The sequence below is a fragment of the [Clostridium] citroniae WAL-17108 genome (assembly GCF_000233455.1).
Classification (GTDB): Bacteria; Bacillota; Clostridia; order Lachnospirales; family Lachnospiraceae; genus Enterocloster; species Enterocloster citroniae.
This window is the reverse complement of record NZ_JH376426.1, coordinates 268,354-288,992: the sequence shown is the minus strand read 5'-3', so window position 1 is coordinate 288,992 and position 20,639 is coordinate 268,354. Positions and strand designations below refer to the sequence as shown.

Genomic DNA, 20,639 nt, shown 5'->3' with positions numbered 1-20,639 from the left:
TCCTTTCTGTACGAATCCCAAACCTCATTTACATTTCCGTAAAAACATAGTACAATTGTGAAAGCAAATAAACGCTTAGATGTATCGCACGTAGGAGACCAAAATACGGTCTCTAAGTGCTCATAACGAGCCACTGCACTAAGTTCGTGGGAAACCTCACTAAGTGCCAGTGACATGTATCGCACGTAGGAGACCAAAATACGGTCTCCAAGTGCTCATAACGAGGAGGAGAGATCCGGAATGAAACATTATGATTATGTGTTGGTTGGCAGCGGGCTATACGCAGGAGTATTTGCCTGGTATGCAAGAAAGAACAAAAAGACATGCCTGGTTCTGGAGAAACGGGACCATATTGGGGGAAATATATATTGTGAGGATGTGGAGGGAATCCATGTTCATAAGTATGGCGCCCATATATTCCATACCAGCAATAAAAAGGTGTGGGAGTTTGTGAACAGCCTTGCGGAGTTTAACCGCTATACCAACAGCCCGGTGGCTAATTTTAAGGGGGAGATGTATAACATGCCCTTTAATATGAATACATTCAGCAAGATGTGGGGCATTTCCACGCCGGATGAGGCAAAGGCCGTCATTGAGAAGCAGAGGGCTGAGATAAAAGAAGAGCCCAGGAACCTGGAGGAGCAGGCGATCAGCCTGGTTGGACGGGAACTGTACGAAAAACTGATCAAGGGGTATACGGAAAAACAGTGGGGCAGGGACTGCAGGGAGCTTCCGGCCTTTATCATCAAGCGCATTCCTGTGCGGTATACCTATGACAACAATTATTTTAATGACCTGTACCAGGGAATCCCCATAGGCGGATATAACGTGATCATGGAAAAGCTGTTCGAGGGCTGTGACATAGAGACGGGAGTGGATTACCTGGAGAACAGGGAGCATTACGACAGTCTGGGCGAAACCGTAGTCTATACGGGAACCATTGACGCGTTTTATGGTTACCGGTTCGGGAAACTGGAATACCGCAGCCTGAGATTTGAATCCCAGGTCCTGGAGGAGGAGAACCACCAGGGCGTGGCTGTTGTCAACTATACAGACAGGGAGACACCGTATACCAGGGTGATCGAGCACAAGCACTTTGAGTTCGGAAGCCAGCCAAAGACTGTTATAACCAGGGAATATCCGGTGAGCTGGCAGGAGGGGATGGAGCCCTATTATCCGGTCAATGACCAGAAAAACCAGGAACTGTTCTGCCGCTATGAGCAGCTGGCAAAGGCGGAGGAACATGTATGGTTTGGCGGCCGTCTGGGAGAATATAAGTATTATGACATGGACAAGGTAATTGAGTCAGCCATGAGGCGGGCAGAGGAAATATTTGGGTGATGATTTTTGGGTGATACAGGTATGAGCCAGGGCACAGACCATCTTATAACAGTTTTGGCAGCCGCATACAATGGCAGGGAATATATTAAAGAGCAGATGGATTCCATCCTGGCCCAGAGCCAGGGAGGAATCCTTCTTGTGGTATCTGATGACTGTTCCTCAGACGGCACAGACAAACTTCTGGACCGGTATGGGGCGGAGCATGGAGACCAGGTGATCGTCCTTCACCGGAAAATTAGATCGGGCGGTGCGGCGGCCCATTTTCTTGCCATGCTGAAGCTGATGGCGGACCTGGCCTCAGGCCGGGGCATGGAGGCCTGGAACGGGATCTATGACCTGGGGGAGGAGACTTGTCTCCGGTTAAGGGAGGCTGCCGGCGCAGGGTATTTTATGCTCAGCGACCAAGATGATGTGTGGCTGCCTGAAAAGGCGGAGATCCTTCTTGGGAAGATGAAACAGATGGAAAGAAATGGGAATGCGGCAGGGGCCGAGCCGGGTAGTGGAACAAATGCCGGGGCCGAGCCCGGAACAAATGCTGGAACAAATGCCAAAGAACCCGGTCCCACGCCTCCGATCCTGGTCCACTCCGACCTGAAAGTGGTGGATGAGGATCTGAGGGAAATCGCCCCCAGCTTTTTCAGGTATCAGAAAATATCCCCGGAGCGCACCCGGCTTTCCCAGTTGCTGGTCCAGAACAATGTGACAGGCGGAGCGGTCATGATCAACCGTTATCTGCTTCCCTACCTGGAGCATACCCCCAGAATCTGCCTGATGCATGATGCCTGGCTGGCGCTGCTTGCCAGCTGTTTTGGATGCGTGGGATGTGTGGACCGGCCTCTTTACCTTTACCGCCAGCATGGGACAAACACCCTGGGGGCGGAAAAGGGTGATAACCTGGCGGGAATGGAAAATCGCCTGAAGGACGGGAGCGCGGCCAGGGAGAATTACAGGCGGATGTTCGGCCAGGCCGAGAGCCTGCTGGAGCTGTTTGGGGAGGAGCTGAGCCCGGGGCAGAGGAAGATCCTGGCCGCGTTTGCGGGCCTGCCGGGCAGGAGCAGGCCGGGCAAGATGTTCCTCATACTCAGGTATGGTTTTACGAAAAATACTGTCCTGCGTACCCTGGGACAGATGCTGTTGATTGGAGACTGAGAAAATGGATGAGCGAATAAAGGAAAATGTGCACAGAGGACCGGCGGATCAGGCGGATCCGCTGCAGGGCGGGGAGCTGTGGGACAGCCCCACTGTGAGTATTTGCTGTATCACATTTAACCATGCTTCGTATATAAGGAGCGCCCTGGACGGGTTTCTCATGCAGGAGGTGGACTTTACCTACGAGATCCTGATTCATGATGATGCGTCCACTGACGGCACGGCGGATATCATCCGGGAGTACACGGAGCGATATCCCCATATCATAAAGCCTATCCTGAGAGAGGAAAACCAGTATTCAAAGGGAATATCCAATATCAGTATATTTAATTTCCCAAGAGCCCGGGGAACATACATTGCCATGTGTGAGGGCGATGATTACTGGACGGATCCCCATAAGCTTCAGAAGCAGGTGGATTACCTGAAGGAGCATCCCCATTGTTCCCTTTGTTTTCACAGCGCAAAGATCATCAGCGTGGACGGTTCTAAGACAGAAGGTTTGATGCGCCCCTATGGGGAGAGCCGGAGGGTGGAGCCGGAGGAGATCGTGGATAAGACCTCAGGTTATCCCACGGCCTCCCTGGTGTTTCCGGCCTGGATCGTCAAGAAACTGCCTGATTATTATCTGGATTGTCCGGTGGGGGACATTCCCATGCAGCTGATGATGGCATCGGTGGGGGATGCCTTTTATATGGATGAGCCCATGTGCGTGTACCGGGTGGGCGTGGCCAGCTCCTGGACCAACCTGATGAAACAGGGGGATTATGAAGGGAAACAGAAGCGATACAGTGACCAGATGAGGGAAATGTATCAGGCCTTTGACCGGGCCACGGGAGGCAGGTTCCATGAGCAGGCAGTGAGCGCTGCAACGCGGATCTATTTTCTTACCCAGGTCAATACAAAGCATTATGATCAGGTCATGAGTAAGGAATACAGAAGGTATTACAGGGAACTCAGCTTCAGGACCAGGTTTTTTATACGGTTTGAGATACTGGCCCCCGGTCTGTACCGTCTGCTCCAGAGAATGGTCAGGGGGAGCAACTGATGCTCTGGCAGGCACTTTTTTGTACGGATCTTAAGGAAAGGAAGTTGTGCTTTGGCAGATACGGAGATTAAGAACAAGGTCATGCACGGATTGTTCTGGAAAATATTGGAGAATGGCGGGGCCCAGGGCATTCAGTTTGTGATCGCCATTATCCTGGCCCGGCTGTTGAGCCCGGCGGAATATGGGCTTGTAAGTATAATCATGATATTTATCACCATTGCCAATGTGGTGGTGCAAAATGGTTTCAGCACGGCCCTGGTGCAGAAGCGCCATTCCGATGACGTGGATTTTTCATCGGTTTTTTATTTCAGCCTTGCCATTGCGGCGGCTATGTACGTTGTGCTGTACATGGCAGCCCCCTCCATTGCAGGATTTTACCGCAGTGATGTGCTGGTACCCATTGTAAGGGTGCTCTCAGTGGTGCTGTTTCCGGGGGCCGTCATCTCAGTGCAGACAGCCTATGTTTCCAGGAAAATGGAGTTTAAGGGCCTGTTTAAGGCGACCATGGCAGCGGTCCTGGTATCCGGGGCTGTGAGCATAACCATGGCGTTCAGGGGACTCGGTGTATGGGCCATGGTGGGACAGCAGATCTCTTATTACCTGGCCCTCATGACCGCCTTGTTTGTTACGGTCAGCTGGAAGCCGGGCTTTATGTTTGCCATAGGGCGGGTTCGGGCCATGTTTGCCTTTGGCTGGAAACTCCTTTTAGCAGCTCTGCTGGATACGCTGTTTAACAATCTGTACGGCCTGATCATGGGGAAAATCTACAATGAGGAACTTCTGGGCGCTTACAACAGAGGCGACCAGTTCCCAAAACTGATTGTCAATAACCTGGGGGCGGCCATCCAGGCAGTGCTGCTGCCGGCATTTTCCTCCAGACAGGGGGACATTGCCCAGGTCAGGAGCATGGTGCGCAGGGCGATCAGGACCAGTTCCTTTTTGGTCCTGCCAATGCTGTTGGGGCTGTTTGCGGTGGCGGACACCATGGTGCTGGCCCTGTTGGGGGAAAAATGGATGATCTGCGTGCCGTATCTGCGGATCATGTGTATCGCATACTCCTTTTGGCCCATCCACATCACCAACCTTCAGGCCATCAATGCGGTGGGGCGCAGCGATATTTTCCTGAAACTGGAGGTCATCAAGAAATCCATCGGTATCATGGGACTTGTGATCGGGGCCATGTACAGCCCGGTGATCCTGGTGTCCATCAAGGCGGGGATCGATTTTCTGTGTACCTTTATCAACGCATGGCCCAACAAGAAGTTGCTTGGGTACAGCATATCCAGCCAGTGGATGGATATCATGCCTTCCATGGCTCTCTCCGCTGTAATGTGCATTTTTGTATATTTCCTGCAGTTTGCACTGCCCGGCGGCCCATGGGGGAAACTGGTTATGCAGATCGTGGCAGGGGCCCTGTTCTACGGGGGCGCGGCCTGGATATTAAAAATGGAAAGTTTTATGTATCTGCTGGGAATGATCAAAAGAAGGGGATCATCACAGGCATAAAAACAGGGCTGGACCCGGATCGTGAAAATCCGGGCACAGCCCTGTAATCTGTTATAATCATATCCCGTATCTGTTATGAACCTACTGACCTGCGTTTAAAGCAGCTGCGGCAACCGGGTCCGTAGGATCCCAGTGCTGGTCGGCAGAGATCGGCTGCTCAATGGCAGGCCTGTCGTATGGGCCGGGGATGGAGGAATTGTATACCTCAACCGTGGTGCCCAGAGAGCAGTGGTCGAAGATCCACTTGGAATCACCGGATGTATAGCGGATGCAGCCGGCGGAACGTACCACGCCCAGGAAGTTATAAGTCTCGGGCTTCAGTGTGTTCACATTGGGTGAATCGTAAATAATGGAGTGGAGCAGGAAGCTTAAGCCGGAGCCAAGGCGGGTTGCGTACTGGGTGTACACACCGCTGTTCATCAGCCTCCAGCGGTACTTCTCAGGCGTCTTGAACGTGCCCAGAGGAGTATCCTCACCGGTGGAGCACAGGAATGTCTTAAGGGGAATGATGAAGCCGTTTCCGCCGTCCTGCACATACACGGTGGTGGTGTTCATCTGCTTGTTGATCCGGATCAGGAAGGGACCGGTTGCGCCGAGGATCGGCTCCAGATCCGTTACCACCTTTCCTGTCTCGTCAAAGTAATACTTGTATCCGTCAATATACTGCCATCCAGTTACAGGAACATTGTTGACAAAATAATACCTGTCCCTGTCATTCCATCCCCATCCTGTAAAGGGAACGCCTGTGCCGCTGCTGTAAACAACAGCACCGTCAATGGTCTGGATGCCGTCCGGAGCAGCTGCTTCCACCGGCTTGGTGGTGTTGTAGGTGGCGCCGTCCACATTCTTTCCCCACAGGGACACGCGGAAGCTCTGCATCACCTTGCCCGTGCCCATGGTTCCGGCAGTCTGGCCGTTGCGGGCCCAGTTGAGTTCGGTCCCGTCATTGAGGGTAGAGCTGTAATACACATCAAAGGTGTTGCCCACAAATCCGGTAAAACGGATCTGGATCGCCTCCACCAGGGATCCGTCCTCCCACACCGTGGTGTGGTCGCCGTTCATGGCCCATTCACTCCAGCCATGGGCGCTGGTGTAGGTCCTGTACAGGACATTGCCCACAATGTTGTTTAAGTAAATGCACAGGGAGCGGAAGCCGCCCTCTGATGCCACCGGGGTGTCGCCGATCACCGGCTCACTCCAGGTAGTGTCAGGACGAAGGACCTGAATTTGGAGATAAGGCGTGTTGGCAATGATGGCCGCCTGCATGGCTGCTTCCTCAGCCGCCGCTGCCTGCTCGGCCGCCGCCTGGGCATCCGCTGCATTGGCATCGGCCTGTGCATTGGCCGCCGCGTCATTTCCCGGAAGGGTCTCTGTGGGAGTGCCCTGGGTCTGCTGGGGCTGTGTCTCCTGAGACTGCGTCTCCTGGGGCGCTGCCTGTGTTTGATTATCTCCAGGGGCCTGTTCGCTGCCAGGTGAAACCTGTGCAGGTTTCGTGGTGCCAAAGGCAGGCCCGTAATTGGAATCGTCCTGTGCTGCAAATGCCGTACATGCCTGTCCGAGAATAAAGATTCCGGCCAGGAGAGCGGCAGCAGTACGTTTCATGTACTTATGCATTGGAAAATCCTCCTAAGTTTTATATATACCATACATGTCCTAATTTATCATATTTACGGTAAAAATTCCAGATGTGATTTACTTTTTAACGGCGGTATTGTAAAATTGTAAACAAAATGACCTTAGAAAGACCAAAGAATGTAAGAAACAGGTGGCATAATATGGATTGGAACCAAGATACAGCAAATATCATATATGCATCCAATGACGGATACGCCGGACATCTGGCAGCATCCCTGTATTCCCTGATGGATCATAACCGCAATATAAGGAATATGGACATCTATGTGCTGTCCGTTGGAATGTGCAGGGAATACCGGGAACGGCTTTCCGGGATCGCGGACAGATTTCACAGGGGTCTGTACGTGGTGGAACTGGGTGATCTTAAAAGCAGGTTTAATTTTGACATTGACACCAGGGGATTTGACATCAGCGCCATGGCAAGGCTGTTCGCTCCCCAGGTCCTGCCGGAAACCGTAACAAGGGCCCTGTACCTGGACTGTGATACCATTGTGTGCCAGAGTATACGCCCCCTGTATGAGACGGATCTGGGAGACTGCCTGGTGGGCATGGTGATGGAACCCACGGTCTATGAGGAGATGAAGGCGTCCATCGGCCTTCAAAAGGACGACCCCTATTACAACTCAGGTGTTCTGCTTATGGACCTTGGAGGCTGGCGCAGGGAGGGTGTGCTGGGGCGGCTGCTGGATTTCTACAAAAGCTGTCAGGGCAGGCTTTTTGCCTGCGACCAGGATACCATCAACGGCGCGCTGAAAGGAAGAATAAAAACCCTTCCTGTGAAATACAATTATTTTACCAATTACAGGTACTTCAGGTACGCCACCCTGTGTTCCCTGTGCGGCGCATACAGGGAAGTGGGGGAGGAAGCATACAGGGAAGCCGGGAAAGCCCCGGCAGTCATCCATTATCTGGGGGATGAAAGGCCATGGATCGCGGGCAACCACAACCATTTCAGGAAGCTGTATGAATATTACCTGGCCAAGACACCTTGGAAAGATACCCCAAAGCAGAGGGGAAAGGAGCGGTACATGCACATGTGGTGGGTATTTAACCGCCTGACCTGGATCTGCCCGCCCTTCCGGCTGTGGATCAGCCGCTGCCTGGGCATGAAATTGGTGGACAGCCGCAGAAAACATGTAAAATCTTACTATGTAAAATCTTAAGAACAGGGATGGATATGGACAAAGTTTGCTGTATTATATTAAACTATAATGATGCTTCCACAACCATGAGTCTGGTGGATGAGATAAGGGAATACGACTGTCTGGACAGTATTGTGGTGGTGGACAACTGCTCCACCGATGGGTCCTGGAAGCAGCTTAAGGCGCTCCGTGGCCTGGACAAGGTCCATGTGCTGCGCACAGAGGAGAACGGCGGTTACGGAAGCGGGAACCAGGCGGGGATAGATTATGCGGTCACCTACCTGGAGGCCGGGTATGTTATAATTGCCAATCCTGACATCCACGTCAGGGCCTGCTGTATTGAGCGGGTAAAGCTCGCCCTGGATGGGATGCCTGAGGCTGTGATGGCCTCGGCCCGGGTGACAAGCCCGGAGGGCGGGGATCTGTTTTCTTACTGGACACTGCTGCCCATGTGGAAGGATCTGCTGGATACGGGCCTTATTACAAGACGCCTGTTTAAGCCCATGCTTAACACCCCGGCTTACCGGTTAAAGGAGGGTGGAGATGAGGGCTGCCGTCTGGTGGATGCCGTACCCGGGTCTTTTTTTATGCTGAAGCTGGGACTGCTTACACCTCAGGAGATCAAGGAATTATTTGACAGGCATATGTTCCTGTACTATGAAGAAAAGGTACTGGGGCAGAAGTTTAAGGAGATGGGCCTAAAGACCCTTCTGGTGACGGATGCATCCTACGTACACGCCCATTCCGCCACCATAGATAAAAGCGTGAAGCGGATCGTGGATAAGCAGAAGCTGCTCCATGAGAGCAAACGTTACTATTACAGGGAATATCTTCACGGAACACCGGCCCAGATGGCGGCGGCCCGTGTGCTTCTGGGCCTGGTGCTGGCGGAGGTGTGGTTCCTTACAGTTGTGTGCAGGATGCGGTGGTAAAGGGGCAGAAAGGAAATGTTACATGAGCCAACAGAGAGAGAACGGCGAGAAGATCCTGGTAACAAGATCTTCCATGCCTTCCTATGAAGAATATATTGAAATGATAAAACCCATATGGGACAGCGCCTGGCTGACCAATATGGGAGATTTCCACAAGCGCCTGGAACAGGAACTGAAGGATTACATGGGAATCAGCAACCTGGTGCTGTTTGTCAACGGGCATATGGCGCTGGAGATGGCTATCCAGGCCCTGAATCTCACCGGTGAGGTGATCACCACGCCGTTTACATTTGCTTCCACCACCCATGCCATTGTGCGCAATGGGCTTACACCGGTATTCTGCGATATCAATCCCCTGGACTATACCATGGATGTGGAGCAGATAGAGTCCCTGATCACGGACAAGACCTCGGCCATTATCCCGGTCCATGTGTACGGGAATATCTGTGATGTGGAGCGCATAGACGCCATTGCCAAAAAGCATGGGCTGAAGGTGATCTACGATGCCGCCCATACCTTTGGGGAGCGGTATAAGGGAAAGAGCGTGGCTGAGTTTGGGGATGCCAGTATATTCAGCTTCCATGCCACCAAGGTGTTCAACACCATTGAGGGAGGCGCGGTGTCCTTTGCGGAGGAATGGATGGACCACAGGCTGAACTGCCTGAAGAATTACGGGATTGTGGACCAGGACCATGTGGTCTGGGTGGGCGGCAATGCCAAGATGAACGAATTCCAGGCAGCCATGGGTCTGTGCAATCTGCGTCATTTGGATGACGAGATCGAAAAGCGCAAAATGGTGACGGAGCGCTACCATGAGAACCTTGGAGGCGTTCCAGGGCTTAAGCTCCCTGCATATAAGGAAGGACTGACGCCCAACTATGCTTATTTTCCGGTTGTGTTTGACGGGTTTAAGGCGGACAGGAATGAAGTGTATGACCGTCTGGCTGAGCACAATATTTTCCCCAGAAAGTATTTCTATCCCCTGACCAACGGGTTCCAGTGTTATTCGGACCGGTTTTCGCCGGAGGATACGCCGGTTGCAGCTTATATGGCGGACCGGGTGCTGACCCTGCCGCTGTATGCCGGCCTTTCCTTGGAGCAGGTGGACAGGATATGCAGGATCATGAAGGATATTTAGGTGGATGGGATCGGAGGGAAAGATGAACATTTTGCTTACAAGCGCGGGCAGGAGAAGTTACCTGGTCCAATATTTTAAGGAAGCCCTGAGACTGGGGGGCTGCGGCGGTCTGGTCCATGCGGCCAACAGCTGCCAATGTCCGGCATTTGCATGTGCGGACAGATCCGTGGTAACGCCCATCATCTATGACCAGGGATATATTCCCTTTTTGCTGGAATACTGTAAAAGAGAGGAAATAGGCATGCTGATCCCTCTGTTTGACATTGATGTGCCGGTGCTGGCAGCCCACAGGGAAGCGTTCGCGTCAGCGGGTACCGTGGTGGTTACGGCGGACCCTGAGGCGGTAGGTATCTGTAATGACAAGTGGAGGACCCACAGGGCGCTGGCAGAGGCGGGGATCCGGGTGCCTGCGGCCTGGCTGGACGGGGAACTGGCCCTGGGCGCTATTGAGGATGGACGCATGTCCTGGCCTCTTATGGTGAAACCGCGCTGGGGCATGGGATCCATTTCCGTGTATCAGGCAGACTGCCGGGAGGAGATGGAGGTATTTGCAGGCAAATGCCGCCGGGGCATACAGGAATCCTATCTGAAGTACGAAGCCATGGCGGATCAGGAACGCTGTGTCCTGTTCCAGCAGAAGATAAAGGGACTGGAATACGGCCTGGATGTGATCAACGACCTGGAAGGCAGATATTGCACCACCATTGTTAAGAAGAAGACGGCCATGCGGTCCGGTGAGACGGATGCGGCGGAGACTGTGGAAGATAGGGAACTTTCCGCGCTGGGAGAACGTCTGGGCACCCTTATAAGGCACAGAGGAAACCTGGATGTGGATGTGCTGGAGGAAGATGGAAGGTATTACGTGCTGGAGATGAATGCACGCTTTGGAGGCGGTTATCCCTTCAGCCATGCGGCCGGGGTGAACCTGCCCCTGGCGCTGGTGCTTTGGGCCATGGGCAGGGAACTGCCGCCAGGGCTTCTCACGGCCAGGACCGGAGTGAAGGCACAGAAAGACATATGCATGCTGGTCTGGTAAGAATAAATCTGACAGAGGAATCTATATGGAAAAGGTACTGCTGGTGATACCGGCCTACAATGAGGAAAAAAATATTGAAAAAGTGGTAAATCATCTGGAGCAGGATTTTCCGGAACTGGATTACGTGGTGGTGAACGATGGGTCCAGGGACCACACGGCTGAAATCTGCAGGAAAAACGGGTACAACCTTCTGGATCTGCCCGTGAACCTGGGACTTGCAGGCTGCTTTCAGGCCGGAATGAAATACGCCTACCAGAGGGGATACCGGTACGCGATCCAGTTTGACGGGGATGGGCAGCACAGACCTGAGTATGTTGCCTCCATGAAGGAGAAGCTGGACCAGGGATATGATATTGTCATAGGGTCTAGGTTCCTGACTGCAAAAAAAGACTGGTCCATGCGCATGGTGGGCAGCCGCCTGATCGCAGCGGCGATCCGGCTTACCACAGGGGCAAGGATCACGGACCCCACTTCCGGTATGCGTCTCTTTGACAGGAAGATGATCGAGGAGTTTGCCCTGAACCTGAATTACGGGCCGGAGCCGGATACGGTTTCATTTCTGATCAAACAGGGCGCGCAGGTGGCGGAGGTTCCGGTTACCATTGACGAGCGTTTGGAGGGGGAGAGTTATCTCAGGCCCCTCACCGCAGTTCATTATATGACCCGCATGCTTTTATCCATATTATTTATACAGAATTTTAGAAAGCGTTGAACCGGAATGAAGAATTTAACGAGACATTTATTATATAAAGGCACTGACATTGGGCGGCAGAACGTGCTCTGGAACATTGCAGGAAGCTTTGTTTATGCATTTGCCAGCATGGTTCTGTCTTTTCTGGTCATACGCGTGGTGGGGGATGACCAGGGAGGGATCTTTTCCTTTGGATTTTCCACCCTGGGACAGCAGATGTTCATTGTGGCTTATTTTGGCATCCGGCCCTTTCAGATCACGGACAACAAGGGAGAGTATTCCTTTGGGGAGTACCTGGAATGCCGAAATGCGACATGTATCCTGGCATTGGTGATGGGGGCGGTGTACCTGACCTACCGCCATGGAACCGGGGAGTACAGCGCGGGGAAATGCATGATTCTCATCCTTCTTGTCATATACAAGGTAATAGATGGGTATGCTGATGTATATGAGTCGGAGTTCCAGCGCCAGGGCAGTCTGTACCTGACAGGGAAATCCAACTTTTTCAGGACCATCCTTTCTGTGTCCTCCTTCCTGATCGTGCTGGTCTCTTTGGAGCACCTTCTGCTGGCCTGTCTGGCCGCAGTGGCGGCCCAGATGCTGGGGGTGGCTCTGTTTAACCTGGACGTGATCCGCGCCATCGGGACAGTGGACTGGAATAAGAGGGAAAAGCAGAACCTGAGGGTGCTTGGCAGCACCGTATTCCTGTTTGTGGCCACATTTCTGGACTTTTATGTGTTTTCCGCAGCCAGGTACGCCATTGACGCAAGAATGAACAATGCCGCTTCCGGATACTTTAACTTGATTTTTATGCCTACCTCTGTTATTTATATGGTAGCTAACTTTGTGATACGGCCATTCCTCACCAAGCTGACAGATATGTGGAACGGGCATGAGTTTGACTGTTTTAAAAGTGAGCTTAAACGGATCGCCGCTGTTATTGGCGGACTGACCGTGCTGGCAGTGGGCGCCACGGCTGTGTTGGGAAAATGGGTACTGTCCGTGATGGAAATGCTTCTGGGCGGACAGTACACAGGCATGCTGGTGCCTTATTATGGGGCATTTGTGGTTATTGTGCTGGGGGGAGGATTTTATGCCCTGGCTAATCTTATGTATTATTCGCTGGTTATCATGCGCAGGCAGAGAGCGATCTTTGTGGTCTATCTGCTGGCGGCGGTTCTGGCAGCGGCCCTATCGGGAACCCTGGTGTCTGGCTTCGGGATCAATGGGGCGGCAGGATGTTATCTGCTGTTAATGGTGGGATTAGTGCTGGGATTCGGCCTGTATACGGCAGGCGTTTATCAGAAGGAAAAAAAGGAGTATGCTTGTAATGGAGGAAGAGAGGACTAGAATATCAGAACACACATACAGCCCTAAAGTGGATGTGATCATACCCACCTATAAGCCGGGAAAGAAGTTTTCCAGGCTGCTTAAAATGCTGGGGCTTCAGACATATCCGGTGGGAAGGATCATAGTGATGAATACGGAAAAGGCCTACTGGAATGACAAGGGATATCAGGGGATCCCCAATATGGAGGTCCACCATTTGTCAAAGACCGAGTTTGACCATGGAGCCACCAGGAACCGGGGCGCCCGCTACAGCAGGGCGGACATCATAGTATTCATGACAGATGACGCCGTGCCTGCGGATGAGCACCTGATCGGGCATCTTGTGGATGCGTTTAAACAGCGGGGGCCCCAGGGGGAGTCTGTGATCATGGCCTATGCACGCCAGCTGCCGGATAAGGACTGCCCCATGGCAGAGCGTTATACCAGGTCCTTTAACTATCCGGAGGAGAGCTGTATCAAGACAAAGGAGGACCTGGAGCGCATGGGGATCAAGACCTTTTTTGCCTCCAATGCGTGCTGCGCCTACGACCGTGAAAAGTTTTGGTTCCAGGGCGGGTTTATCACCAAGACCATATTTAATGAAGATATGATATTTGCGGGCAGGGCCGTGCTTCAGGACGACTACGCCATTGCCTATGTGGCGGAGGCAAGGGTGATCCATTCCCATAACTACGGGTGCGCAGCCCAGTTCCGGCGGAATTTTGATCTGGCCGTATCCCAGACAGACCATCCTGAGGTATTTGCCGGCATCCGGTCGGAGAGCGAAGGAATCCGTCTTGTGAAGCAGACCGCAGGACACCTTGTGAAGATCCGCCGTCCATGGCTGATACCGGGTATGATCGTGAAAAGCGGATTCAAGTATATGGGATACCGGGTGGGAAGATGCTACCGCATGCTGCCCAAAAGCCTGGCAGTCAAATGCAGCATGAATAAAGAATACTGGAAATAACAAAAGAAAGCAGGTAGGACCATGATGCAACCTATATTCAGGATCATATTGATTATAGTCTCTTTATTGACTATGTCCTTTATGCTGAGGAAAATACGTCAGGCAAAGGTCCAGATCGAGGCAGCCATGTTCTGGGTGATCGTAGCCTTGATCCTGGTGGTGTTTTCCCTGTGTCCGGCCGTGGCTGATGCCTGCGCCAGGCTTCTGGGAATCTATTCCACCCCCAATTTCCTGTTCCTTTTTATGATATTTTTGCTTATGGTAAAGGTATTCAGCATGACCCTCCAGGTATCCCAGCTGGAGAGCAAACAGAAGGAGCTGGTCCAAAAGATCGCTCTTGCCCAGAAGGAGCAGGAGGAGTTGGAGCTGCGGATGCAGGAGCTTTTGGATGCCGGCACGGCCGGGGAGGAAGAAGATGGGAGGTAAGCGGACCACAGGCAAGCAGGCGGTGTCCTGTAAGCGGTATGGACTTTGGGTGGGCTGCGGCCTGACTCTGCTGATCCTGGCAGCCTGGCATTTCCTGGATGTGAGGGCCGGGGTACTGGAAACAGGAGAGACCTGGCTTTACGGCTGGTATGGAGGGCTCTGCTTTTTGGCGGCACTGACAGCTGGGGGGCTGGGATATGTGGTTTTTATAAGAAAGCAGTGGAAACTGGAACAGATATTTGCAGCGTCCGCCATCAGCCTGGGACTTTTGTTCCTCTTTGTACTGCCGCCCCTTTCAGCGCCGGATGAGGTGAGCCATTTTATCAGTGCTTACCAGCTGTCCAGCCATATGATGGGAAAGACAGCCAATGCCCATGACGGGCGGGTGCTCCTGCGGGCGCAGGATGCGTTCATCGAGGACCTGTATGATGTGATGGAGACGGACGGGACCGGATTCAGGGAACATGGAGGAGAACAGCAAAAGGCAGTGGTCCTGGGCCAGGAGTTGGGCCAGGATACCTACCGCGCCATCTATGACCGGGGGATAAGAGGCGCGCACCAGGAAGAAGAGGGGGAGGAGATGGAGGAGACGGCGGTTTCCTACCAGCCTCCGGTGAGGACAACCCCTCTGGCATACGTGCCCCAGGCCCTGGGAATTACCCTGGCCCGGCTGATGGGACTGGGAGGCATTGGCCTTCTTTATATGGGCCGTTTGTTCAACCTGTTTTTCTTTACGGCCATGGGCTGCCTTACCATAAGGCGGATGCCCTTTGGGAAAGAGGCGGCGTTTGGCGTGTACCTGCTTCCCATGACCCTGCATCTGGCGGCATCTTTTTCCTATGATGTGATGATCATCTCCCTCAGCGGCTATTTTGCCGCGGTCTGCCTGCATCTGGCTTATGAGGCGCAGCGTGTAAAGGTAAGAGATGTGGTTTTGCTGGCCCTTATCATGGCAGTCATGGGACCGTGTAAGATGGTGTACGGTGTAATCGCAGGTTTCTGCCTGCTGATCCCTGTAAGGAAATTTGGGGGATGGGGGAAATGGACGGTGAGCGCTGCCGCTGTGCTGGGTGCCTTCGGGGCCGCTATGCTGGCCGTAAACAGCCGGACGGTGGCCATGTATACGGAGGCTTCGGAGGGCTACATTGCCTGGGCTGAGGAGACGGGATATACATTTGCCCAGCTGGTGCACAGTCCCCTGCTGGTACTTAGAATGTGCTACAATACCCTGATGTGGCAGGGGGAAAAGCTGTATTCCGGTATGCTGGGGGAATCCCTGGGCAACATGGATGCGGTGCTGAACACCCCCTATGTGTTGATCCTTGGGCTGACAGCCATTCTTTTGATGCTTGCGTTCAGAAAACCGGGAGAGCGCCTGGTCATGACCATGGCGAACAGGGCATGGATCTGGTTTCTCTGTTTTTTGTGCCTTGGGGCCCTGATGTTCTCCATGCTTTTGGCATGGACTCCGGTGACTTCCAATGTGATCAACGGCGTACAGGGCAGATACCTGCTGCCCCTGCTTCCCATTTTCCTGCTGACCCTTAAAAACAACAGGGTGGTGCGGACGGACTGCAGCGACAGGCCGCTGCTTTATGTGATGGCAGTCATGGATCTGTATGTGGTGCTGAGGATTTTTTCTATTGTATGCCTTCGGGTTTCGTGACCGCAGTGGGTGGATCGGTTTGCCCGGCCGTGGATAAAGTAGATAAAGTATTGCCAGACCGTGGATAAAGTGATAAAATTGCCAGATGGATGTGGATAAGAGATAAAAGGAGCAGATAATAATGGGAAAGATAAAAGTGACGCCCTGTGAGATCAAGGGGTTATATGTGATTGAGCCAACTGTTTTTAAGGACGAGCGGGGATATTTTGTGGAAACTTATAATCAGAACGATTTCAGGGAAGCGGGACTGAATATGGTATTTGTCCAGGACAACCAGTCCATGTCCGTGAAAGGCGTGCTGAGAGGCCTGCATTTCCAGAAACAGTATCCCCAGGGCAAGCTGGTGCGCGCGGTCAGGGGAACTGTGTTTGATGTGGCAGTGGACCTGCGCTCTGATTCTGAGACATATGGAAAATGGTTCGGCGTGGTGCTCTCTGCGGAGAACAAAAAGCAGTTCTATATTCCGGAGGGGTTTGCCCATGGTTTCCTGGTGCTCTCTGATGAAGCGGAGTTTGCTTACAAATGTACGGACTTCTATCATCCCGGCGATGAGGGCGGCCTTAAATGGGACGATCCGCAGATCGGGGTTCAGTGGCCCATTGAAGAGGGCATGGAGCTGATCATCTCCGACAAGGACAAGAAGTGGAGCGGCCTTGAGGATACTTTTAAATTTTAGCTGTCTAAGTGGCATTGGAAAAGGAAATAACATATGAATTACGTACTGTCTCTTGGTAAGGAGATTATAGAGAAGAGAAAGCTGATCTGGGATTTAGGCAAGGCGGATTTCCGCAAGCGGTTTGTGGGATCCTATTTCGGCATTGTGTGGATGTTCATACAGCCCATTGTGACCATTGCCATCTATGCCTTTATATTTGGTGAGGGAGGCTTTAAGACGCCGCCGCCCGTGACTGGGGCATCCTATGTGGCCTGGCTGGTCCCCGGTATCGTGCCCTGGTTCTTTTACAGTGAATGCATGAACGCAATCACGGGCTGCCTTCAGGAATACAGCTACCTGGTAAAAAAAGTGGTGTTTAAGGTGGAGATCCTTCCCCTGATCAAGCTGGTGAGCTGCCTTCTGGTCCATGGATTTTTTGTGCTGATCATGATCGGCATGTACCTGGTTACGGGAGTACAGGTCCGAATTACCTGGATCCAGGCCATTTATTATACCTTTGCAGCCAGTATGCTGGCTCTTGGGATCGGGTTTTTCACCAGCGCGGTCAATGTGTTCTTTAAGGATATGACGCAGATCGTGGGTATCTGTCTTCAGTTTGGGATCTGGATGACGCCTATCATGTATGCGGAGTCCATGTTTTCAGACAGGCCCTGGATCGTGTCCCTGTTAAAGTTTAATCCATTTTATTATATTGCCGCCGGTTATAGGGACAGCATGCTCACCGGAAATTGGTTCTGGGAACGGCCGCTTATGACCATATATTACTGGGCGGTGACGATCACCGTGTTCCTGGTTGGACTTAAGATGTTCAAGCGTCTCAGGCCGCATTTTTCCGATGTGCTTTAGAGCGTGTGTTTCCGGATGTTTAGACCCGGTTTCAGGTATTTTGTAAAAAGCAGGTGTTTTCAATGATACGAAAAGTGGAAATCAACTGGCGCCGTGGACAGGAAGAGGGGGTGATCCCCGTGGAGGTGATCTACTCCAGGCGCAGGACCATGGGACTGGAGGTCAATGCCGATGGGCGGGTCTGTGCCCGTGTCCCCCAGAGAATACCGGGCCAGTCCGTGATGGACTTTATCCGGGAACGCCAGGACTGGATCGTCCAGAAGTGGTTTCTTACAGAGGAAAGGCGCCGCATCCGGGAGGAAAGGCCCCAGCCTGACTATGTGCAGGATCCCGGGCTGGAAGCAGTGTACAGGAAAAAGGCCAGGAAACAGCTGGAAGACAGGGCCGCGTATTATGCCGGTCTGATGGGCGTGACCTATAACCGGATCACGGTACGGGCTGCAAAGACCCGGTGGGGCAGCTGCAGCGCCCGGGGAAACCTGAATTTTCACTGGAAGCTGATCCTTATGCCTCCGGAGGTGTTGGACTATGTGGTGGTCCACGAGCTGGCCCACCGCAGGGAGATGAATCATTCTTCCAGGTTTTGGGCCGAGGTGGAGCGGATCATGCCTGATTATAAAAGGCGCAGGAAATGGCTGAAGGAGAACGGAGGCCAGGTGTAAGCCTGCCCGGCGAGGGTACATAGAAATTAAAAGGAGGTCTGTTCAGGCCTCTTTTTTTGCCCTGTCCCAGAGAAAATACATTGCATTATAACCAGCGAGGATGTATGATTACTTTTATGAAAGCATTGATGAAAGTAGGCGGATCATATGAAGATAAATGAAAAAGCAGCAGAGAAAAAGCGCCTGAACAAGGCCAGGATCGCCAGCCACATCCGTCTCAGAAAGCATATTTCCAAACCTGAGCTTGCCGTGGAGCTGGGACTTAGTATGCCCACGGTCCTCCAGAATGTGAAGGAGTTAATGAAAGCCGGTATTGTGGAGGAGGTGGGGGAGTACGAATCCACAGGAGGACGCAAGGCCAAGGCCCTGTCGGTTGTAAAGAGTGTAAAATACGCGGCGGGCATAGACATTACGGCCAACCATGTCAGCTATGTGATCATTGACCTGAACGGGGATGCTGTGTGCGGACACCGGATCCGCAGACGGTATGAGAATACATCTGAGTATTATGAGAAAGTGGCGGGGGAGTTGGAGAAGTTTCTGGACCAGGCCGGGGAGAGCCGCCGGATCAACAGGGATAAACTATTGGGGGTAGGTATTTCCATGCCTGGGATCATTGATAAAGAGAACGCCCGTCTGATCCGCTCCCATATCCTTCAGGTGAGTGATATTAATCTGGAGGTGATCAGCCGCCTGATCCACTATCCGGTCCACTTTGAAAATGATGCCAACAGCGCCGCCATTGCAGAACTGCAGGGGACGGACCGGAATGCGGTTTATCTCTCCCTCAGCAACACGGTGGGGGGATCGGTGTATCTGGACAATACCATATATGCCGGGGATCATTTCCGCAGTGCCGAGTTTGGGCATATGATCATACATCCTGGGGGAAAGCCCTGCTACTGCAAAAAGCGCGGATGCGTGGATCCCTATTGTTCCGCAGGAGTGCTGTCTTCCTTTGCGGGAGAGGACGCAGGGCTGGCTGATTTCTTCCAGCTTTTGGAACAGGGGGACCGGGAAGCCATGGAAATCTGGGATACCTACCTGGAGGACCTGTCCATCGTCATAACGAATCTCAGGATGGCTTTTGACTGTGACATTGTGCTGGGGGGATATGTGGGCGGTTATCTGAAGCAGTACATGTCAAAGCTGGAACACAAGGTAACGGCGTATAATATGTTTGACAACGACACCCTGTATCTGAGGACCTGCGGCTATGAAAAGGAGGCTTCCGCCGTGGGGATTGCCATGACCTTCCTGGATGAGTATTTCAGGACCCTGATATAAAAGGGGGAAAAGCCGGAAAATGCAAATACCATATTGACAAAATTTATTCGCAGTGCAATAATATAATTACTTTAGTAAAATATTTTATAAAAGATTATATATAAACAAAGAGAAGGGGAAAACATATGTTGCAGCAGGTAATGACAGCTCCGGGAAAAATTGAATTTCGTGAGATTCCGGTACCGGAGATCGGTGAGAATGAAGTGTTGATCAAGATTATGAAGATCGGTGTCTGCGGTTCGGATATCCATGTGTACCACGGGGAGCATCCGTTTACAAGCTATCCCGTGACCCAGGGACATGAGGTTTCCGGCGAGGTGGTAAAGACAGGGACAGCGGTGTCAGGAATAAAGCCGGGGCAGAAGGTGACTATCCAGCCCCAGGTGGTCTGCGGCCGCTGCTATCCATGCCGCCACGGCAAATACAATTTGTGTGAGGAACTTAAGGTTATGGGGTTTCAGACCACCGGTGTTGCCTCCCATTACTTTGCTGTTGACCAGGCAAAGGTTACCCCTCTGCCGGATGAGATGAGTTATGACGAAGGCGCCATGATCGAGCCCCTGGCTGTCGCCGTCCATGCAGTGAGACGGGCGGGGGATGTGAAAGGGGCAAAGATCGCGGTTCTGGGAGCAGGACCCATCGGCATACTGGTGGCCCAGGCAGCCAAAGGAATGGGAGCAGACCAGGTGATGATCACCGATGTCAGCAGCCTCCGCCTGGAAAAGGCTAAGGAGTGCGGAGTTGATTTTTGTGTCAATACCAGGAATCAGGACTTCGGTGAGGCTATGGTCCATAACTTCGGACCGGATAAGGCGGACGTGATCTATGATTGCGCAGGCAACAACATTACCATGGGCCAGGCGATCAAATATGCCCGCAAGGGAAGCGTCATCATTCTGGTGGCCGTATTTGCAGGTCCGGGACAGCTTGACCTGGCGGTTCTCAACGACCATGAGCTGGACCTGAACACCAGCATGATGTACCGGAATGAGGACTATCTGGATGCCATCCGTCTTGTGAATGAGAAAAAGGTGGTGCTGGCGCCTCTGGTTTCCAAGCATTTTGCGTTTGGGGATTACCTGAAGGCCTACCAGTACATAGATGAGAACAGGGAGAGCACCATGAAGGTTATCATCAACGTACAGGAATAAGAGACGTGAAC

At 52.5% G+C, this 20,639-nt stretch carries 19 protein-coding genes; 18 read left to right on the top strand and 1 reads right to left on the bottom strand.

Features of this window, described 5'->3' with window-relative positions; translation table 11 throughout:
• Positions 1–240 precede the first annotated feature (240 nt).
• Genes glf through HMPREF9469_RS21640 form a run of 4 tightly spaced genes read left to right on the top strand, consistent with a single transcriptional unit; the run spans position 241 to position 5,041 of the window.
• Positions 241–1,341, top strand: coding sequence for a UDP-galactopyranose mutase (gene glf / locus HMPREF9469_RS21655; RefSeq protein WP_007866791.1), 1,101 nt, complete (start codon positions 241–243; stop codon positions 1,339–1,341).
• A 21-nt stretch (positions 1,342–1,362) separates the two neighbouring features.
• Positions 1,363–2,490: a glycosyltransferase family 2 protein gene (locus HMPREF9469_RS21650; protein WP_007866789.1), complete on the top strand. Its 1,128-nt coding sequence runs from the start codon at positions 1,363–1,365 to the stop codon at positions 2,488–2,490.
• A gap of 4 nt (positions 2,491–2,494) precedes the next feature.
• Positions 2,495–3,535, top strand: coding sequence for a glycosyltransferase family 2 protein (locus HMPREF9469_RS21645; protein ID WP_007866786.1), 1,041 nt, complete (start codon positions 2,495–2,497; stop codon positions 3,533–3,535).
• 51 nt (positions 3,536–3,586) lie between these two features.
• The gene (locus tag HMPREF9469_RS21640; RefSeq protein WP_007866783.1) at positions 3,587–5,041 is read left to right on the top strand and encodes a lipopolysaccharide biosynthesis protein; all 1,455 of its coding nucleotides are present in this window, start codon (positions 3,587–3,589) and stop codon (positions 5,039–5,041) included.
• Between the two features lie 81 nt (positions 5,042–5,122).
• Here HMPREF9469_RS21640 and HMPREF9469_RS21635 read toward each other — a convergent pair whose 3' ends face one another.
• Complete coding sequence (locus tag HMPREF9469_RS21635) at positions 5,123–6,655, bottom strand: L,D-transpeptidase (protein ID WP_007866780.1); 1,533 nt, start codon at positions 6,653–6,655, stop codon at positions 5,123–5,125.
• Positions 6,656–6,816: 161 nt separating this feature from the next.
• Here HMPREF9469_RS21635 and HMPREF9469_RS21630 point away from each other — a divergent pair, with 161 nt between their 5' ends.
• The 14 genes from HMPREF9469_RS21630 (at position 6,817) to HMPREF9469_RS21565 (ending at position 20,628) form a co-directional block, all read left to right on the top strand.
• Positions 6,817–7,839, top strand: a complete 1,023-nt coding sequence (locus HMPREF9469_RS21630) for a glycosyltransferase family 8 protein (protein ID WP_007866778.1) — start codon at positions 6,817–6,819, stop codon at positions 7,837–7,839.
• A gap of 14 nt (positions 7,840–7,853) precedes the next feature.
• Positions 7,854–8,750 (top strand): glycosyltransferase family 2 protein, encoded by an 897-nt coding sequence (locus tag HMPREF9469_RS21625; protein WP_007866775.1) that lies wholly within the window; start codon positions 7,854–7,856, stop codon positions 8,748–8,750.
• Positions 8,751–8,772: 22 nt separating this feature from the next.
• Positions 8,773–9,888: a DegT/DnrJ/EryC1/StrS family aminotransferase gene (locus HMPREF9469_RS21620; protein ID WP_007866773.1), complete on the top strand. Its 1,116-nt coding sequence runs from the start codon at positions 8,773–8,775 to the stop codon at positions 9,886–9,888.
• Positions 9,889–9,910: 22 nt separating this feature from the next.
• A complete protein-coding gene (locus HMPREF9469_RS21615) occupies positions 9,911–10,924 on the top strand; it encodes an ATP-grasp domain-containing protein (RefSeq protein ID WP_007866770.1) in 1,014 nt (337 codons plus the stop codon).
• Between the two features lie 25 nt (positions 10,925–10,949).
• Positions 10,950–11,636, top strand: a complete 687-nt coding sequence (locus HMPREF9469_RS21610) for a glycosyltransferase family 2 protein (protein WP_007866767.1) — start codon at positions 10,950–10,952, stop codon at positions 11,634–11,636.
• A gap of 6 nt (positions 11,637–11,642) precedes the next feature.
• The gene (locus tag HMPREF9469_RS21605) at positions 11,643–12,965 is read left to right on the top strand and encodes a lipopolysaccharide biosynthesis protein (protein WP_007866764.1); all 1,323 of its coding nucleotides are present in this window, start codon (positions 11,643–11,645) and stop codon (positions 12,963–12,965) included.
• Positions 12,946–13,914 (top strand): glycosyltransferase family 2 protein, encoded by a 969-nt coding sequence (locus HMPREF9469_RS21600; protein ID WP_007866761.1) that lies wholly within the window; start codon positions 12,946–12,948, stop codon positions 13,912–13,914. The genes HMPREF9469_RS21605 and HMPREF9469_RS21600 overlap by 20 nt, the downstream gene beginning before the upstream one ends.
• A gap of 21 nt (positions 13,915–13,935) precedes the next feature.
• Complete coding sequence (locus HMPREF9469_RS21595; RefSeq protein WP_007866758.1) at positions 13,936–14,340, top strand: DUF2304 domain-containing protein; 405 nt, start codon at positions 13,936–13,938, stop codon at positions 14,338–14,340.
• Entirely contained in the window at positions 14,330–16,006 is a 1,677-nt protein-coding gene (locus tag HMPREF9469_RS21590; protein WP_227884513.1) for a DUF2142 domain-containing protein, read from the top strand. The genes HMPREF9469_RS21595 and HMPREF9469_RS21590 overlap by 11 nt, the downstream gene beginning before the upstream one ends.
• Positions 16,007–16,127: 121 nt before the next feature.
• Positions 16,128–16,682: a dTDP-4-dehydrorhamnose 3,5-epimerase gene (gene rfbC, locus HMPREF9469_RS21585; RefSeq protein WP_007866752.1), complete on the top strand. Its 555-nt coding sequence runs from the start codon at positions 16,128–16,130 to the stop codon at positions 16,680–16,682.
• Between the two features lie 33 nt (positions 16,683–16,715).
• On the top strand, positions 16,716–17,528 hold the full coding sequence (locus tag HMPREF9469_RS21580) for an ABC transporter permease (protein ID WP_007866743.1): 813 nt from the start codon (positions 16,716–16,718) through the stop codon (positions 17,526–17,528).
• A 62-nt stretch (positions 17,529–17,590) separates the two neighbouring features.
• On the top strand, positions 17,591–18,190 hold the full coding sequence (locus HMPREF9469_RS21575; RefSeq protein WP_007866739.1) for a M48 family metallopeptidase: 600 nt from the start codon (positions 17,591–17,593) through the stop codon (positions 18,188–18,190).
• Positions 18,191–18,337: 147 nt separating this feature from the next.
• A complete protein-coding gene (locus HMPREF9469_RS21570; protein WP_007866736.1) occupies positions 18,338–19,477 on the top strand; it encodes an ROK family transcriptional regulator in 1,140 nt (379 codons plus the stop codon).
• Positions 19,478–19,602: 125 nt separating this feature from the next.
• Complete coding sequence (locus HMPREF9469_RS21565) at positions 19,603–20,628, top strand: zinc-dependent alcohol dehydrogenase (RefSeq protein ID WP_007866732.1); 1,026 nt, start codon at positions 19,603–19,605, stop codon at positions 20,626–20,628.
• The last annotated feature ends 11 nt before the right edge of the window (positions 20,629–20,639 follow it).

Bases quoted from the DNA above. Each gene is read 5' to 3' on its own strand.
- HMPREF9469_RS21620 (WP_007866773.1), top strand. From the start codon at position 8,773: ATGAGCCAACAGAGAGAGAACGGCGAGAAGATCCTGGTAACAAGATCT.
- HMPREF9469_RS21565 (WP_007866732.1), top strand. From the start codon at position 19,603: ATGTTGCAGCAGGTAATGACAGCTCCGGGAAAAATTGAATTTCGTGAG.
- HMPREF9469_RS21610 (WP_007866767.1), top strand. From the start codon at position 10,950: ATGGAAAAGGTACTGCTGGTGATACCGGCCTACAATGAGGAAAAAAAT.
- HMPREF9469_RS21645 (WP_007866786.1), top strand. From the start codon at position 2,495: ATGGATGAGCGAATAAAGGAAAATGTGCACAGAGGACCGGCGGATCAG.
- HMPREF9469_RS21590 (WP_227884513.1), top strand. From the start codon at position 14,330: ATGGGAGGTAAGCGGACCACAGGCAAGCAGGCGGTGTCCTGTAAGCGG.
- HMPREF9469_RS21580 (WP_007866743.1), top strand. From the start codon at position 16,716: ATGAATTACGTACTGTCTCTTGGTAAGGAGATTATAGAGAAGAGAAAG.
- HMPREF9469_RS21635 (WP_007866780.1), bottom strand. From the start codon at position 6,655: ATGCATAAGTACATGAAACGTACTGCTGCCGCTCTCCTGGCCGGAATC.
- HMPREF9469_RS21575 (WP_007866739.1), top strand. From the start codon at position 17,591: ATGATACGAAAAGTGGAAATCAACTGGCGCCGTGGACAGGAAGAGGGG.
- HMPREF9469_RS21630 (WP_007866778.1), top strand. From the start codon at position 6,817: ATGGATTGGAACCAAGATACAGCAAATATCATATATGCATCCAATGAC.
- HMPREF9469_RS21625 (WP_007866775.1), top strand. From the start codon at position 7,854: ATGGACAAAGTTTGCTGTATTATATTAAACTATAATGATGCTTCCACA.
- HMPREF9469_RS21615 (WP_007866770.1), top strand. From the start codon at position 9,911: ATGAACATTTTGCTTACAAGCGCGGGCAGGAGAAGTTACCTGGTCCAA.
- HMPREF9469_RS21595 (WP_007866758.1), top strand. From the start codon at position 13,936: ATGATGCAACCTATATTCAGGATCATATTGATTATAGTCTCTTTATTG.
- rfbC (WP_007866752.1), top strand. From the start codon at position 16,128: ATGGGAAAGATAAAAGTGACGCCCTGTGAGATCAAGGGGTTATATGTG.
- HMPREF9469_RS21600 (WP_007866761.1), top strand. From the start codon at position 12,946: ATGGAGGAAGAGAGGACTAGAATATCAGAACACACATACAGCCCTAAA.
- HMPREF9469_RS21650 (WP_007866789.1), top strand. From the start codon at position 1,363: ATGAGCCAGGGCACAGACCATCTTATAACAGTTTTGGCAGCCGCATAC.
- HMPREF9469_RS21605 (WP_007866764.1), top strand. From the start codon at position 11,643: ATGAAGAATTTAACGAGACATTTATTATATAAAGGCACTGACATTGGG.
- glf (WP_007866791.1), top strand. From the start codon at position 241: ATGAAACATTATGATTATGTGTTGGTTGGCAGCGGGCTATACGCAGGA.
- HMPREF9469_RS21570 (WP_007866736.1), top strand. From the start codon at position 18,338: ATGAAGATAAATGAAAAAGCAGCAGAGAAAAAGCGCCTGAACAAGGCC.